Origin of the sequence: Streptomyces sp. NPDC046876 (assembly GCF_040645035.1) — a bacterium.
In the GTDB taxonomy this organism is placed as follows: domain Bacteria; phylum Actinomycetota; class Actinomycetes; order Streptomycetales; family Streptomycetaceae; genus Streptomyces.
Genome location: NZ_JBEYXK010000084.1, coordinates 1 through 16,583, shown reverse-complemented (window position 1 = coordinate 16,583; position 16,583 = coordinate 1). Strand labels below are relative to the sequence as shown.

Sequence of the window (16,583 nt, the reverse complement as noted above, 5' to 3'; positions counted from 1 at the left end):
GCCCTGTGGCCCCGGATCAGGACACCGAGACGGCCTCGGTGGCCACAGGCGCCTGGGCGTGATGCGGATGCAGCACTTCCAGGTCGGTCAGCGCCCAGCAGGCGCTGCCCATGTCCCGGGCCATCGCTGCGAACCCTTCGGTCTCGATCAGGTGCTGGTACGGGAAGGGCGGGAAGATCAGGCCGTCACGATGAAGGTCGGCGCGTACCAGCAATGTGGTGCCGCCGACCGAGTCGACGCGCAGGAGTCCTCGCCCGCGCAACTCCTCGAGGTACGTCCGGCCGAAGCCCCTGGGGGGCTGAAGGATGCCGTCATGCAGCCATTGGGACCAGTTGAGCGTGCCGGCCCTCGGGTGAAGGACGAAGGTGTTGAGATCGTACGTAGGCCCACCGGGCGTGGTGGCACAGTGCGGGACGACGATGTCCTTGCGGGCCCCGAGCAGACGCTGGACCAGGTCGGCCGGGTAGCCGGTGACGTCGACGTCGAGCCACAGCACCCACTCCTCGTCGACGAGGGCCCGGGAGAGCAGATGGTTTCGCGCCTTGGCCAGCACCGACCGGCGTCGGCGCTGGATGGCGGGCTCCCAACGGGGTCCGGTCAACTGGAGACCGAAGTCGCGGCGTACGAGGGTGACCCGCCGGTACTCCGCCTCAAGTTCGGGCAGGACCTGCTGGAGCAGTTCCGGTGTCGTGTCCCGGCTGTCGCCCTCCAGTAGACCCAACGAGACGGCCTCGCGCGGGTAGTCCAGCCCGCGAAGGCTGTCCAGGTAGCCGGGCAGGAACGCGGCCGCGTCCTTGAGCGGGGTGAGCACCAGCACGAGGGGTCGCTCGCTCGCCGGGGCCGTCGCGGACTCGACGGCCGGCCGTCGAGTCCGCTCGGAGGTTCGGGCGGTGGGAGTGCCGGCCTCCGCAGGGGCGATGTCCCCGGGCTCGATCGGCAGCCGAGTCGCCATGGCCAGCAACCGCTCCGCGTAGGCACCGGGTTCGGCCCAGATCTCGGTCGCCACGTCGAAGTGCTCCGCGAAATGGGACTCGTTGAACGTATTGCTCCCGTGGCACACATACGTGTACAGCTCGGGCGCGTCAACCGATACGACCCGACAGGTCCGGACCACCTCTTCCGCTACTGGGGTGTCCTCGCCCCGGCGTTGCGCCGGGTAGCGCGGGAGCCGGTCCTTCGCACACACCATCGACCCCTCCCAGACCCGTGCGCAGGAGACCGCGAGCTTGCGGCGGGCGGGCCACCACAGTTGTTCTCGGGCGAGGAAGCACGCCTCGGCGCCGAGCGCGAGAATCGCCGCCATCTGCGTCTCGACCCGCTCCGGGTCATAAAGGTCGTCGTCGTCCCACTGGCATACGTAGGGCCCGGTGGCCCGGTCCACCGCCTCATTGCGCAGTTCGCCCAACGGCCGGCCCTCCGGGGGAAGCCGGTGATAGCGGATCCGGGAGTCGCCCAGGTCGCGGATATGCTGCTCGAGGGCATCCCCCGTGCCGTCCTCCACGACAACCAGCTCGAGGTTCCGGTACGTCTGGTTACGGAAGCACGTGATCGCCCGTCGCGCCGTCGCCAAGCGGTCCTTGGTCACCATCAGGCATGACACCGTCGGCGCGGGCGCGCCCGAGGCCCAGCGGCGGCGCTGCGCGTCGAGGCTGAGCGCACCGTCGGCGAGCGGTTGCAGCTCCTGGCTCGCCCAGAACGGAAACCGCTTGCCGGCCGAGGTCCGCGGCGTCCCGGAGGTGTCGCACGCCCAACTGTCCGACCAGTGGTGCACGGCGTACGCGCGGTCGTAGTCGGCTTCCTGCGGGCCGAACAGCTCTGTCGCGTACGGACTCACCTTGGGGTACAGGACCTCCGGGCCGAGAACTGTGATCGAGTCAGGCTCCGGGGTGCTGTCGATCGCTCTGGTGAGGAAGAACGGGCCTGTCGCGTCGAGAGTGCTGGGCAGCTTGTGGGCACTGACCAGTTGGCGGTGGACATGGGCCCAGAGGGGGTGGCCTGGCCGTGACGCCATGAACGCGTTGCCGACGATGCGGCCGAATCCGCGCTGGCGGGCCAGAAGGAGCTGGGTGTGTGCCTCGGGCTCGCATCCGAGGACAAGCTCGCGCCCGTCAAGGATTCCGGAGACCGGGCTGAGACACTCGAAGTCCAGATCCACATACAGCCCGCCGAAATGGTCGAGCAGGAAATAGCGAATCGCGTCGGCCCGCATGATCGCTTCGGGGTAGCCGTCATAGACCGGCAGGAACCACGGATAGTGCTCCTGGAGGAATGCGCGATTGTCCGCGTCGGTCCACAATCGATACCCCCAGTCGGGGTGGTGCAGTCGCCAGGAATCAGACCACTTCTGCCATTCCTGAGGTAGGTCCGTATCTTTCCATGTCTGGTGGATAAGCGGGGGAATTTTCTCCTGTGCGGACATTCGTGCAGTATGACCGGCTACCTGGCCGAGCCGAGATCTCAAAGACCCTGTCGGCAGTACATTCACCCGGGCGGTCCACGAGACACCGCTACGGCGTCACCGGCGTCTCGGTGACCGGCATGTACCTGCTGGTCGCGGTGGCCGCGCAAGCGGCCCATCATCAACACCCGCGACGAGCCCCACTCCGACGCCGAGAAGTACCGCCGCCTCCACGTGATCGTCGGCGACGCCAACCTCTCCGAGATCTCCACCTACCTCAAGCTCGGCACCACGGCCCTGGTCCTGTCCATGATCGAGGACGGCGGCCACGCCGAGACCGGCTCGACAGGCCGAACTTTCCCCATAGGTCGCCCCAGAGCTCCCACAGAGCGCCCTGCTCGCCGGTTGGGTGCTCCGCCAGCAAGGTCCTAACTCGTTCGTAGTCGGATGGTGGAAGCCGTCGGATCTCGTCGAAGAGCCTCCTCTCCTCCTGCTCCGCGCGCATCCGGGCCCAGGGCCAGTACTCGTTCAGGGCCTGATGAGGAACCAAGTGCTCCCGGCCCAAGTCCTCAACGGCCTCACACGGCACACCTTCCCCATTGATCAGGATCATCTGGCTGTAGGACTCGGTGACTTCCCCTTGCGGCAGGTCCGGCGGGAGCAGTGCTGCCAGCCCTGCACGGAGCCCACGCCGCAGGGCCCTCATGGTGAGACCCGCCGCAGATGCGGGTGGATGCACCGAGCGCAGAAGTCCCAGACTGTCCATCAGCCTTGCTGCGCGCTGCTGAACGTCCCCATCCCTGTCTGCCTCTGCAACTGCGGCAGCGCAGCACGCGGTGAGAGCCCGATCGCGACGCAATCGTGCATCATTCAGGTCAATTCTGCCCATGCAGGTCTAAACACTCGGCATCGCGCATATTTATCTACAGACGCTGGTGGCGTGGACACGAAGAGCGCTCCAATGGCTCAGCCGGTACTACCGGCCGGCGACTCTCCCACCGTGGAACTCGGGGAACCCTGGTTCTGGATCCAGTCCTCGGATGCGCCGCCTTTTCCCGAATCGGCTCCATGGGCCGGAAAGTGGCTGTGGTTCCCGCCGCTCAGCTGCCTGGACCAGGCATGGGCCACAGTGTGCATTGCCGTCCGTGAGAATCGCCTCAGCTATCGAGCCAAGGTTGGAACCCTGCGAAACGCGCGACCCGGAAGTGACGACACACGTCGCCCCATCTGCATCTTCACCCTCGACTGGCGGGACACGCAGGAAGCCGAACGCGTCCTGCATGCTCTACGGGACGCCGGCATCAAGGACTCACTGCACTACAAAACTGACCATGACACGCGAGCCGGCCGCTACGGGGCCGGCGTCGCCACCTACCTTTCCCCCGCCGGCAGCAGAAGACTGGTGATCCCTCGCCGCACCCGCCAATCACCGGAGCACTACCAGGCCGCGATCCTCGCGGCACGCCGAGCCGCGGACTCGCGCCGGGCCGAAGCGGCTGGCGTGCTCACGCGGCGATCGCGCCCGCGAGTGGGACGCTCCGATGCTGATTTTTGCTCACTTTTGCTGACTTTGAGGGACCTGTAACGCTCTGACCTGCGGAAACGCCTCTCGATCCAGAGGTTCTGGAACTGGATCGGCCGCTCGCATGAGGAGATCGCCCAGGCCCGAGAGGACTGGATGACCGGCACCCGCTTCGGCGAGGTGAAGGGCTACGACGGCCCTCCGATTCCGGCTCCTGACCTGCCCCCGACCTGCCCCCGACCCACCTCAAACCACGCGGTCGAGTGCGCTGACCTGCGATAACTAGAGAAAGGTGGTCCCGCCGGGTGCGGGTCGTGTGCCTTCCGGTTGCTGAAGCCGCGGCGCTTCCGATCACGCCCCGCCCTTGCCCTTCGATGGTGCGGGGCCTTCCCCGTCTGTGGGCGTCCGTGGGTGGGCTTGATCACCCCGGCAGCCGTCTGCCGCGTCATCCAACGTCTCCGCGCGCTCCGGCCCTGGAGCCGGCTCCCCGGCCGGGCGCGGACATCGAGCGGCTGTGGATCGCGCACGGCGCTCTGATCCCGGTCCGCGATCGGAAGGTCGGCGCCTCCTCCCGCAACTACCGGTTCTCCGCGAACGTGCAGGTCATCATCGACGCTGGCCCCAGACTGGTCGTCGCCAGTGGCCGGCCGGCACCGGCCGACAAGGCCGACGCCCGCGCCTGGCGCGAGTCGGACCTGTCGGCCGCGGCGGCCGTCCGCCTGTGCGGGCCGAGCCTGCAACACCCTTAGCCCGGTCAGTCAGTGGTGTCGGCCGCGAGGGCGAGCGCGGCGGCCTCGAGGCCGACACTGTGGCTCCCCTTGACCAGGACGATGTCCTCGGCGCACAGGACGCCCGCGAGGTCGCCGGGGACGCCGTCCCGGTCGGGGGTGCGGATCACCTGCAGGTCCGGGTTCTGGCGGTGCGCGGCCTCGGCCAGCGCATCGGCGTGGTCGCCTCCGACTACCACCAGGATCCGGACGCCGGAGTCGGCGACGAGTTTGCCGACCTGCCGGTGCCCGTCGAGCGCCTCTTCGCCCAGTTCCTTCATTTCGCCCAGCACCGCGACCGTGCGCCGTCCACCGGCCATCGCCGCCAGCGCGGTCAGGGCCACCGCCATCGAATCGGGGTTCGCGTTGAACGCGTCGTTCACGATCTTCAGCCCGTCGGGGCGGGTCAAGACCTCCGTACGCCCGGTGGTCAAGTTCTTCGCGGCCGACAGCCGCTCGGCCACGACCCGCAGCCCGGCGCCCAGGCCCAAGGCCACCGCTGCCGCCGCAAGGGCGTTCATGACGTGGTGCCGGCCGTGCAGTCCCATGCGTACCCCCCGCGTGCTCCTCGCCGTGGTGGAGCGTGAAGGAGGGGCGGCCCTCGGAGTCGAGCTGCACGTCGTCGGTCCACACGTCCGCGCCCTCACCTCGGCCGAGGCCGAAGTGCAGGACGCGGGCGCGGGTCTTGGCGGCCATGGCCGCGACGAGGGAGTCGTCGGCGTTGAGAACGGCGAAGCCGTCGGCGGGCAGCGCCTGCACGAGTTCGGACTTGGCCTCCGCGATGGCCTCCCGGCCGCCGAATTCTCCGACGTGCGCGGTGCCGACGTTGATGACCAGCCCTACCCGCGGCGAGGCGGTGGTCGTCAGGTTCGCGATGTGGCCAATGCCCCTCGCGCCCATCTCCAGCACCAGGTACCGGGTATCGGGGGCGGCGGGAAGCAGGTAAGGGGCATCCCGATCTCGCCGTTGAACGACCGGTCGGTGACCGAGGTCGGCCCCAGCGCGGGAAGGACCTGGGCCAGTAGGTCCTTCGTGGACGTCTTGCCCGCCGAGCCGGTCAGGCCGATCACGAGCGGGTCGGGGAGCTGAGCGAGTGCGTGGCGGCCGAGCGCGGCCAGGGCCTCGATCACGTCCTCTACGACGATCGCTGGGATGCCGACCGGGCGGGTGGCCAGCACCCCGACCGCGCCCGCCGCCATGGTCTGCGCGGCGAAGGTGCGACCGTCTACGCGCTCGCCGGCGAGGGCGACGAACAGAGCCCCGGGGACGACTTCACGGGAGTCTGTGACCGCCCCGGCCGTCATCCGGGCGGCCCGGTCGGCCACGTCGGTCAGACGTCCGTTGGTGATCGCTGCGTGCTCGGTGGGCTGGCTGCCTGATGGTGCGTCAGTAGGAGGAAGTCGCCCCCGGGCCAGGCTGCGTGCCAGCTCGGGGAGGTGGCTGCGAGAGTTCCTGCGGCGGCTGGATGCCGGCGAGGAGCCTGGCCTGGCGTCGGCTGAACAAGACGGGGTCGCCTGCTGATGTGCGCGCCTCAGCGCGGACCCGGTCTCACCATGTGCGAGGTGGTTGGGCGGAAGCGGAGGTCGGCGCCCGGTCCATGGTGTGGAGGGCGACGGCTGCCACATAACCGGGTGGGGCCGGCAGGTCGGTCAGGGTCCAGCCGGGGATTTCGGCCGGGGTGCGTGCGGAGCTGACGTATGGCTCCGCGAGGCCGAGCGCCAGGCCGGTACCGGTGGCCTTGAGGTAGGCCTCTTTGCGGGACCATACCCGGCCCATCGCCTCCCGGCGGTCCGGCTCCGGAAGCGCGGTTATCTCCGCGATCTCCGTCGGGTGCAGGGTGGTCAGTACGTCGGCCATCGTATCCGCCCTCGGAATCCCCTCCACATCGACCCCGACCGGCACCCCGGCGAAGGCGAGGTAGGCCACGTCGCCGCTGTGTGAGAGGGAGAAGTGCAGTGCGCCACCGGCCACGGCGGGCCGGCCGTGCGGGCCGTCACAGCAGGGGCAGTTCTCGCGGACCAGCCTCACCTGGGCCGGGGCCATCCCGAGGTAGCTGCCGAGCAGCACGCGCAGGGCGATGTGCGAGGCCAGGAAACGGCGCCGGTCGCCCTCCCGGAACAGCTGCTCGGCCCGGTACCGCTCGACGGCGTCCAGCATCGGCAGAGCCTCGGCGACCGGGTGCCCGCCGACCACGCCCGCGGTCGTGTCCAGAGCCCATACCGCCACACTCGCGCCCGCCGAAAGTCCGCCGGTCTGGGGTGCGTTGCTACCGAGGTGGTTCACGTACGTATCCACCCGATGAGGGTAGACGAGGAGGTCAGTGACCCGCCGGGGCAGTGGTGGGGTCCACGGCCGCTCCAGTGGCCGACCGTCAGCCGAGGACCGGGCGTCCACCACGAGGCGCTCCACACGTGGCTGCGAGCACCGAGAAGGCCGCCCTGCGTGGGGCCTTCGAAGCCGGCTTGAGGGAGAACCCGCACATGCGGGCGCGCGCGGGGCAGGCGGGACCCTGCCCGAACACCCACCCGCACATCAGCGGGGGTGTGGCCGAGGGGACCGAAACACGAAGCTCCGGCCCCTCGGCGTCGGTGCTCAGCCCTTCGTGGTCAGCTCCTCCGAGACGAAGTCGGCGAGGTCGGTGATGCTCTGGCCGCTCAGCAACTTGGCCAGTGGTACGACCACGCCGAATTCGCGCTGGATTTGGCTGCGTACCTCTGTAGCCATGAGGGAGTCCATTCCCAGGCGGTTCAGCGGCTTGCGTGTGCTGAGCCGGTCGGTGGGAAGGGCGAGGACCTTGGCCACTCGTTCCACCAGGAAGCTCTGCACGTCGCGTGGGCCTTCCGTGGGAGCGGCAAGGGGCGTCACCGGTGTCGCGACCACCGGAGCAGGCTCCGTTGCGGCAGGAGCCGATTCCGGAAGTGCCGCCACGCCCTCGGCTGAGACGAAGTCGGCGAGGTCGGTGATGCTCTGGCCGCTCAGCAACTTGGCCAGTGGTACGACCACGCCGAATTCGCGCTGGATTTGGCTGCGTACCTCTGTAGCCATGAGGGAGTCCATTCCCAGGCGGTTCAGCGGCTTGCGTGTGCTGAGCCGGTCGGTGGGAAGGGCGAGGACCTTGGCCACTCGTTCCACCAGGAAGCTCTGCACGTCGCGTGGGCCTTCCGTGGGAGCGGCAAGGGGCGTCACCGGTGCCGCGACCACCGGAGCAGCAGGCTCCGGCTCGGGCACGAGGGCGGGTGCCGGTACGGAGCCGAGGAGTTCGCTCAGCAGCGGGTCGCGGGCGGCGTCAGGGTAGGCGGCACGCCAGCGGTCCCAGTCCGCTGCCAGGACGGTGACCTGGGTGGCCGAGGTATCGAGCAGCCGCTGGAGCAGGGCGATGCCTTCCTCCGGTGTGAAGCTCTCCACACCCTGCGGCGCCAGTTCCCGGCCGTGTCGCTCCGCATACCGGGCGACCATGCCGACGGACGCCCAGAAGCCCCAGTTCACCGACAGAGCCGGCAGCCCCTGCGCCCGGCGCAGGTGCGCCAGGGCGTCCAGAGACGCGTTGGCGGCTGCGTAGGCGCTCAGGCGAGGCGAGCCGAGGACCGCCGACGCCGAGGAGAACAACACGAAGAAGTCGAGCTGCTCGCGCTCCAGCAGCCGGTGCAGCGTCCACGCCCCGAGGGCCTTCGGCCGGACCATGGCCTCGAACTGCTCGATACCCAGCTCGGCCGCGGAGACCAGGTCGAGCACCCCGGCGGCGTGGATCACCCCCTTCACCGGCGGCCGCCCGCTGCTCGTGTGCTCCCGCAGCAGATCGCGCATCGCCGTTTCGTCGGCAACGTCGACCGCGTGGTAGCTGGCCCGCGCACCGGTGCGGTTGAGGCGGTCCAGCGCGCTGGCCCGGTCGCCCAGGGGACTGCGGCCGAGCAGCATCACGTGCCCCGCCCCGCGTCCGGCCAGCCACTCGGCCAACTTCAGACCGATGCCGCCGAGCCCGCCCGTGACCAGATACGTGCCGTCGGCCGAGAGCCGCTGCCCAAGGCCGGCCGGCGCGACGGCCGGGGACGGCTCCTGTGCCTCGTCGAAACGCACCAGGATCTTGCCGACGTGCCGCGCCCGGGCCATCTGCCGGAACGCCGACTCCACGTCACCGACGTCGTACACGTCGTACGGCAGAGGTTCGAGCGCCCGCCCGTCGACGAGTTCGAGGACCCGCTCCAGTAACGCACCCGCCTTCTCGGGGCGGTTGCGGAAGAGATCGACGACGTCCACCGAGAAGAACGAGAGGTTCTTCGAGAAGGGCAGCAGTCCGATGGTGCTGTTCTCCAGCAGGTCCTTCTTGCTGAGCTCCACATACCTGCCGTACGGCGTGAGCAGGGACAGGTTCTGCTCGATCGCCTCGCCCGCGAGGGAGTTGAGGACGACGTGCACGCCCTTCCCGCGCGTCGCGGCCAGCACCGACTCGGCGAAGTCCCCGGAGCGGGAATCGGCGACGTGCTTGACGCCCATGGCCTTCAGCAGCGCTCGTTTGTACGGACTGCCGGCGGTCGCGTAGACCTCCGCTCCCCGCCAGCGTGCGATCTGGAGCGCGGCCAGCCCCACGCCGCCGGTTGCCGCGTGGATCAAGACCCGCTCGCCGGGAGCGAGATCGGCCAGCTCGCACAGGCCGTAGTACGCCGTGAGGTAGGCGGCGGGCAGGGTGAGCGCCTCCTCCGGCAGCAGCCGTGCCGGAACCGGAGCCACCAAGAGGGCGTCGGTGACCACATGGCTGGCGAGCGCACCCTCGGCGACGGCGATGACCTCGTCACCGACGCGCAGCCCGGTGACATCGTCACCGAGCGCGGTGATGACGCCCGCACACTCCCAGCCGAGCTTGGCGCCCTGGGGCGCGCCCGGGTAGCGGCCCAGGGCGGTCAGGACGTCACGGTAGTTCAGCGCCGTGTGCCCCACCCGGATCTCCACCTCGCCCGGGCCGGGCTGGCGGGGCTCGGCGGGCAACGGACCGAGCTGGTCGAGAAGTCCGACCTCAGGGGTGTTGACCTCGAAGCGGCCCCGGTCGGCGGCCTGCGCCCCGGCCCGCGGACCCGTACTCGCCTGATCCGCGGCGGGCACATGGAGGCGGGTCAGACGAGCCACGTACCGCCGCCCGGCGCGGTAGGCGATCTGGATCTCCGTCGGGCTCGACAGCAGCTCGGCGGCGAGCTGCTCGACGGCACGGGACCCCCCGCCCGCCGGCAGGTCGACGAGAGCGCCGCGCCACTGGCCGTACTCCTGGATCAGTGACCGGCCGAATCCCCACAGCATGGCCTGGCCGACCGAGACAGGCCCGTCGTGGCCCGGCAGCCGCTGGGCACCGCCAGTGACCATCCACACGCGGGTGTCGGGCCACCCCGTCGCCTCCAGGGCGTGGAAGAGCCGCAGAACGCTGTGGCAGCCGAGCCGATTGGCCCGCGCCACGGCGGCGAGGTCCGCGTCCACGGACCGCGGGTCGTCGCTGTCGCACGACCACAGGTGCACGATGCCCTCGCACACCAGATCGCCGGTCTCCCGCCGGACGTCCTTCAGTAACGCCCGGTAGTCGTCGGCCGCGTCCGGGTCGATCTCGTACCGGTCAGCGTCACGCCTCGCATATCCGGCGCCCGGCGTCACGACGACGCAGCGGCCGCCGAGACGGGCGGTAAGAGCCTCGGCGGTACCTGCGGCGTCGGCGAACAGCAGCCAGAACCCGGAGGCCGGGCGGCTCGCGGCGGTGGCCGCGGCCGGCCGCCACACCACCTCGTGCACCCACTCGGATGCGTCCCGCCCGAGCTGCCGGGGGATGAGGTACCGCAACTGCAGGCCCTGGAACTCGGCGAGCAGTGTGCCGTCCTCGTCCCGGACCTCGACATCGCCCACCAGGGCGTCGGCGCGGGCCTCCGTACGCACCGCGTGGCTCCAGAGCGTGCCCCGCGGAGTGCCGTGGATGCGCACGCGGTCGATCCCGCCCAGGACGAAGGCGTCGTGCTCGCTTTCCCCGCCGGACTCCTCGACCACCGCTGCCAAGGCCTGTCCGCAGGCGTCGAGCAGGGCGGGGTGGAAGAGGTGGTCTGCCACACCATCGCGGATCGACGCCGGAATCTCGACACGGGCGAGTGCCTCGCCGTCCCGGGACCACATTCGCTCGATGCCCTGGAAGGCGCCCAGCCACTGGTTGCCCTTGGCTGCGAACCGGCGGTAGAACCCCTGCCCGTCGGACTCCCGGGCGCGTTGCCGAATGGCTTCCCGCGACTCGCCGGGGCCCCGCGGTGCGGCCGCCTCGGCCGGGTTGAGGCGTCCGGTGACATTGCGCCGCGGCTTGTCGTCGTCGGCGTATCGGGTGCTGATCTCGAAGGTCCAGGTGCCGTCGGACGACTGCTCCAGGGCTACGCGCAGGACCGGCGGGTCTTCGGCAGGGTTGACGAAGATGCCCTCGTGATACGTGATGTCACCGAGCGCCGGCGGCTCCCCGAATGCGGCCGCACCGGCAGCGGACACCAGCTCCACGGAGGCCGTACCGGGCACGATCACCACGCCCTGCACCTGATGGTCCCGCAGATAGGCGTTGCGCCCGAGGTCGAGAGGTCCTTCCCAGACATGGTCGACGCCGGGGACGGGGCCGCCCAGGAGCGGGTGGCCGTTGCCGACCGCCGCGGACGCCACCGTACGGCGGGTCACCGGTCCGCCGCCCGCCGGCGCCTCCGGGAACCAGTACGTCTGCCGCTGCCACGCGGGCCCCGGCAGCCGGACGTACCGCGCTTCCGGCTCGAACGGTCGGGCCAGGTCCACCGGATGCCCACTGAGGTGGAGCGCGCCGAACGAGTCCAACAGAGCAGACACTTCGGGCTCGCCGCGCCGGGTCGAGCCGATCACGAGGCTCCCGCTGTCCGACTGGTCGGTGTACTCGCTGATCGCCGGGGTGAGGATCGGGTGCGGGCTGATCTCCACGAACAGGGTGCGGCCACCCTCCAGGAGCCGTTCGACAACCGGCCCGAAGTACACCGGCTCGCGAAGGTTGCGGGCCCAGTAGTCGGCGTCGAGGCCGCTGCCGTCCACGGGTTCCGTCAGGACCGTGGAGTACATCGGCACGCTCCCGGCCCGCGCGCTCAGCGTCCGCAGCCCGTCGAGGAGGGGCTGCCGGAGCGGCTCCACCTGCGGGCTGTGCGAGGCGAAGTCGACCTTCACCAGGCGGCAGAACACACCGCGCGCCTGGAGCGAGACCAGCAGGCCGCGCATCGCTTCCCCGTCACCGGACAGGATCGTCGACCGCGGGCCGTTGATCGCGGCCACGGAGATGCTGTCGGCGTACGGCTCCAGCACGTGGCGGGCCTCCTCGGCACTCAGCTCGACGGACGCCATGGCTCCGCTGCCCGACACCTCCTTCGCCAGGGCGCTGCGGCGGCAGATGACGGCGGCGGCGTCGGCGACGCTCAGTGCTCCCGACACACACGCGGCGGCGACCTCACCCATGCTGTGGCCGACGACGTAGTCCGGCTCGACGCCCCACGCACGCCAGATCGCGGCCAGGGCGACCTCCATCGCCCACAGCGTCGGCTGCACGACGTCGACGCCGTCGAGCGCCGAGTCCCCGGTCAGCCGCTCGATCACGGACCAGCCCGCCTCGGCACGGATCGCCGCGTCGCACTCCTCCATCGCGCGCCTGAATTCCGGCTGACTGCACAGCAGTTCACGCCCCATGCCGACCCACTGGGAGCCCTGGCCGGGGAATACGAACACCACCTGCGCAGGTGCCTCGTACACATCGTCGGCAGACCGCAGCAGCGGCGTGGCCGCGCCGTCGAGGAAGGAGCCCAGCTTGCCGGCGATCTCCTTGTGGGAGTTGCCGGCCACGGTCAGGCGGCTCTCCCGGTGCTCACGCCGGGCAGCCGCGCTGAAGCAGATGTCCCGCAGGGGCAGATCACCGCCGGCCCCGCCGGAGTCGAGGTAGCGCAGGTAGTCGGCCGCTGTCTGTCGCAGCGTCTCCGGCGTGTGCGAGGACAGAGCGAGCAGGCGGGGCCGTTCCTCGACCTCCGTCTCGGGGACCTGCTCCGGCCGGTGGGCACTCAGGACCACATGGACGTTGGTGCCGGAGATACCGAACGAACTGACGCCCGCGAGGCCCGGCTGCTCGTCCTGCGGCCACGCCCGCAGCTCCTGGGGCACCTCCACCGGAACGCTCGACCAGTCGACGGCGGGCGTGAGCTCCGTGCTGTGCAGACTCGGCGGGACCACCCCCTTCTCCAGGCACAGCACCACCTTGATCAGACCGGCGATGCCGGCGGCGCCCTCGCAGTGGCCGATGTTCGTCTTCACCGAGCCCACGAGCAGCGGCCGGTCGGCCGGACGGCCCTCACCGAGCACCGTGGCCAGCGCACCCAGTTCGACCGGGTCACCGACCTTGGTGCCCGTGCCGTGGGCCTCCACATAGTCGACCCGGGCGGGGTCCACCCCGGCGTCGGCGTAGGCGGCCCGCAGCGTCTGCTCCTGACCCGATCGAGCCGGAGCGATCATCGCGCCGCCGTTGCGACCGTCGTTGAGGGTCGCCGAACCGCGGATCACCGCACGGATGGCGTCACCGTCCGCGATCGCGTTGTCGAGGAGCTTCAGCACGACGATGCCGATGCCTTCACTGCGCACGAAGCCGTCTGCAGAGGCGGAGGCGAACTTGCACCTGCCGTCGGGTGACAGCATCTGTCCGTCGGAGAACGTGACGCTCTCCTCGGGTACGAGGACCAGGTTGGCCCCGCCGACCAGCGCCATGGACGACTCGCCGTTGCGCAGGCTCCGGCAGGCCAGATGTACGGCCGTCAGAGAGGAGGCGCACGCGGTGTCGACCGTGAAGCTCGGGCCCTTGAGGTCGAAGGCGTAGGACAACCGCCCCGACAGGACACTGGGGGCCGTGCCGGAGTTCGCGTACAGGTTCAGGACACCGGCACGGCTCATCGTGTCCCAGTAGTTGCGCCCCATCGAGCCGATGAACACACCGGTGCTGCCGGCCGCCAGCTGTGCGCGGGTGAGGCCGGCGTCGTCCGCGGCCGCCGCGGCGGTCTCCAGGAGCAGTCGCTGCTGCGGGTCCATGTGCTGGGCCTCGCGCGGCGCGATGCCGAAGAAGTCGGCGTCGAACGCGTCGATGCCGTCGAGGAACCCGCCGTACTTGCTGATGAGCTTTCCTGGGGTGCCGGGGCGAGGGTCGTACACCTCGTTGATGTCGAACCGGCTCGGCGGCACCTCCACGATGCTGTCGTGCCCGTCGCGCAGCCGCTCCCAGAACTCCTCAAGGTCGTTCGCCCCGGGGAACTTGCAGGCCATGCCGATGACAGCGATGGCGGGTCCCCCGGCTTCCGGTGCCCCGGATCCGGCCGGCTCGCTTCTGGCCGTCGTCTTCCTTCCCGTCCCCGTGGTCTTCGCGGCCCCTGTGGTCCCCGTGGTCTTAGCAGTCGTGCGCTTCCGGTCGGCCATGCTGTGTTTCCTCTCGCTGTTCAGATCGCCCATGAAGCTGTGGCACCGATGGTGAGCACGGCGCTGCTGACCACGAATCCCGGTGCTGCCCCCGCCAGCAGAACGTGATTTCCGGGTTGCAGCTGACCGGTCGTCACCAGATGGTCGAGCGCCACGACATGGTCGCTCGCAGACAGGTGCCCGACCGTCCTGCCGAAGTCCCAACTCGACTTGGACTCGGGCAGGCCCAGCGGCTCCAGGAAGTACTGCTCCACCAGGTACTGGCCCTGGTTGACGTAGATGGCCTTGGTGATGTCGTCGACGCCGAGCCCGGCCTCGTCCAGGGAGCGTCGCGCCACCTCTCCCTGGCGCTTCGCGATGGTCTCGTTGACCTCGGCCAGGGAGGTGCCCGCGCGGCCGAAGTGCCGCGCCCGCTCGACCATGTCGACGGTCTCCCGGCCCTGGCCGCCGAAGAGCGGCTCGGCACCGCGGTGCAGCGCCTCCAGTTCCGGCATCAGCACATGGTTGATCGAGCGCACCTGCGCGAATCCGCTGGCGGTGTCCAGCAGCAGGGCACTCCCCGCGTCGCCGACCACGGTGCCCGGGCCGTAGCCACGCCAACGGTCGAACTTCGCCGCTCCGACGTTGTCGGAGGTCGTGAGCAGCGCCGTGGTGCGCGAGGAGTCGAGGGCGAGCTGACCGGCGGCCAGTTCCAGGGCGGCCAGCATGCCGTTGCAGCCCTGCCGTACTTCGAAGACGGGTATGTGACCGGTGCCGAGCTCACGGGCTATGTAGCCGCCCGCGTACCACATCTCCGGACCTGGCCGCAGCATGCACGCGTGCACCAGGAGGTCGATGGCCGCGGGGTCCTGGGCCGCGCGTTCGACGGCCTCCCGGGCGGCCGCGACCGCCATTTCGACGGGGGGTGTGTCACCCGCGACGAGGGTGCCGGTGACTCCGGAGTCCAGCATGAGGATCTCGTCGTACAGGCCCAGTTCCACAGCCCGCCGACTGCTCATGCGCTCGGGCAGGTACGTCCCGAGGCTGCTGACGTAGAGGTGGTCGAGTTTCACTCATGTCTCCTGGTCGGTCACTGCTGTGCGGGACGGCGCGAGAGCGCACGGCTGACGACGGTGCCGATCTCCCGCAGGGGGCCGGGTTCTGTCATCTCGGTGTGCTCGCAGGCGATCAGGTGGTTCTCCACCTGGCCCTTCACATAGGGCACCCATGCCTCGTAGCTCATCCAGTCCTCGACCTTTCCCTCGGTGGCGGTGAAGAAGAGGACGTCGCCGTCGAACATCTCGGGGTCGTAGGCGTCCATCAGGTGGATGTTGTTGATGACGATGTCCACGAGCCCGCGTACCTGCTCGGTATCGAGGTTCGCCAGCACACTGCTCTCCGTGCGGATGAGTTCGAGCAGCCGCGTGATGTCGGTGGACTCCCTGATCTCCTCGTCGAGGTCCAGACCGACGTAGTCGAGGAGCAGCTTGAGAGCGTCAAGGTCGCCGGGGACCTTCTCCCCGAACTGGGTCTCGGGGTATGCGTCGAGCATTGCCAGGAGGCCCACCTCCTCACCGAGCCGGCGCAGATGCACGGCCATGGCGAAGGCCACCGTGCCGCCGTACGACCAGCCGAGTAGTTGGTAGGGGCCGTGGGGCTGGATGCTGCGCAGCGTCTTGACGTAGTCGGCGGCCATCTCCGTCAGGCTGGTCGGCCGGGGCTCGTCCCTCGAGATGCCGCGCGCCTGGAGACCGTAGATGGGGTACTCCGTGTGCAGGCCGCTCATCAAACCCGAGTAGCACCAGCTCAGACCACCCGCCGGGTGCACGCAGAACAGCGGGGTGCGGCTGCCGGCAGGGCGGAGCGGGAGCACGGTTTCGAGCGACTCGCCGACATCGTCGGAGTTGAGCCGCTCTGCCAGTCCGGCGACCGTGGGCGCTTCGAAAAGCGTCCTGATGGTGTGCTTGACACCGAAGGTCGCCTGGATGCGGCTGATGAGGCGGGTGGCGAGGAGGGAGTGTCCGCCGAGCTCGAAGAAGTTGTCGTCGATGCCCACGCGGGGCAGTTGGAGGATTTCGGCGAAGAGGTTGCAGAGGAGTTCTTCGCGGGGGGTTCGGGGAGCTCGGTTGCCGACGGCGCCGGCGAAGTCGGGGGCGGGCAGTGCCTTGCGGTCCAGTTTGCCGTTCGGGGTGAGCGGGAGGTGGTCGAGGACGACGATGGCGGAGGGGATCATGTGGTCGGGCAGTGTTTCGGACAGTGCGTGACGGATTCTTGCGGCGTCGGGTGTGCTGCCTTCGATGGGTACGACGTAGCCGACCAGTTGTTGTTCGTCGCGGACGATGGCAGCGGCTTGTGCGATCTGGTTCTGTGCGGCGAGGGCGGTTTCGATTTCGCCGAGTTCGATGCGGAAGCCGCGGATTTTGACTTGTTGGTCTGCGCGTCCGAGGTATTCGAGTTGGCC

6 protein-coding genes and 5 pseudogenes are annotated in these 16,583 nt (G+C 69.7%); 4 read left to right on the top strand and 7 right to left on the bottom strand.

Annotation, left to right across the window (positions count from 1 at the left end; genetic code table 11):
- Positions 1–16 precede the first annotated feature (16 nt).
- Entirely contained in the window at positions 17–2,419 is a 2,403-nt protein-coding gene (locus tag ABZ924_RS30110; RefSeq protein WP_361916588.1) for a glycosyltransferase, read from the bottom strand.
- A gap of 147 nt (positions 2,420–2,566) precedes the next feature.
- Here ABZ924_RS30110 and ABZ924_RS30105 point away from each other — a divergent pair.
- The 4 genes and pseudogenes from ABZ924_RS30105 to ABZ924_RS30090 form a co-directional block, all read left to right on the top strand.
- Positions 2,567–2,722, top strand: a pseudogene (locus ABZ924_RS30105) (proteasome accessory factor PafA2 family protein); the annotation flags it as partial.
- A 214-nt stretch (positions 2,723–2,936) separates the two neighbouring features.
- A complete protein-coding gene (locus tag ABZ924_RS30100; RefSeq protein WP_361916585.1) occupies positions 2,937–3,983 on the top strand; it encodes a putative phosphothreonine lyase domain-containg protein in 1,047 nt (348 codons plus the stop codon).
- A 36-nt stretch (positions 3,984–4,019) separates the two neighbouring features.
- Positions 4,020–4,192: pseudogene (locus tag ABZ924_RS30095) on the top strand (pirin family protein); the annotation flags it as partial.
- 142 nt (positions 4,193–4,334) lie between these two features.
- A pseudogene (locus ABZ924_RS30090) lies at positions 4,335–4,618 on the top strand (IS5/IS1182 family transposase); the annotation flags it as partial.
- Between the two features lie 56 nt (positions 4,619–4,674).
- Here ABZ924_RS30090 and murF read toward each other — a convergent pair.
- The 6 genes and pseudogenes from murF to ABZ924_RS30060 form a co-directional block, all read right to left on the bottom strand.
- A pseudogene (gene murF / locus ABZ924_RS30085) lies at positions 4,675–6,036 on the bottom strand (UDP-N-acetylmuramoyl-tripeptide--D-alanyl-D-alanine ligase).
- A gap of 199 nt (positions 6,037–6,235) precedes the next feature.
- Positions 6,236–6,982 (bottom strand): 4'-phosphopantetheinyl transferase superfamily protein, encoded by a 747-nt coding sequence (locus ABZ924_RS30080; protein WP_361916582.1) that lies wholly within the window; start codon positions 6,980–6,982, stop codon positions 6,236–6,238.
- Positions 6,983–7,279: 297 nt separating this feature from the next.
- Entirely contained in the window at positions 7,280–14,143 is a 6,864-nt protein-coding gene (locus ABZ924_RS30075) for an SDR family NAD(P)-dependent oxidoreductase (RefSeq protein ID WP_361916579.1), read from the bottom strand.
- 20 nt (positions 14,144–14,163) lie between these two features.
- Complete coding sequence (locus tag ABZ924_RS30070) at positions 14,164–15,195, bottom strand: ketoacyl-ACP synthase III family protein (protein WP_361916576.1); 1,032 nt, start codon at positions 15,193–15,195, stop codon at positions 14,164–14,166.
- A gap of 17 nt (positions 15,196–15,212) precedes the next feature.
- Positions 15,213–16,355 (bottom strand): alpha/beta fold hydrolase, encoded by a 1,143-nt coding sequence (locus tag ABZ924_RS30065; RefSeq protein ID WP_361916627.1) that lies wholly within the window; start codon positions 16,353–16,355, stop codon positions 15,213–15,215.
- Positions 16,356–16,358: 3 nt separating this feature from the next.
- Positions 16,359–16,463: pseudogene (locus ABZ924_RS30060) on the bottom strand (hypothetical protein); the annotation flags it as partial.
- Positions 16,464–16,583 lie beyond the last annotated feature (120 nt).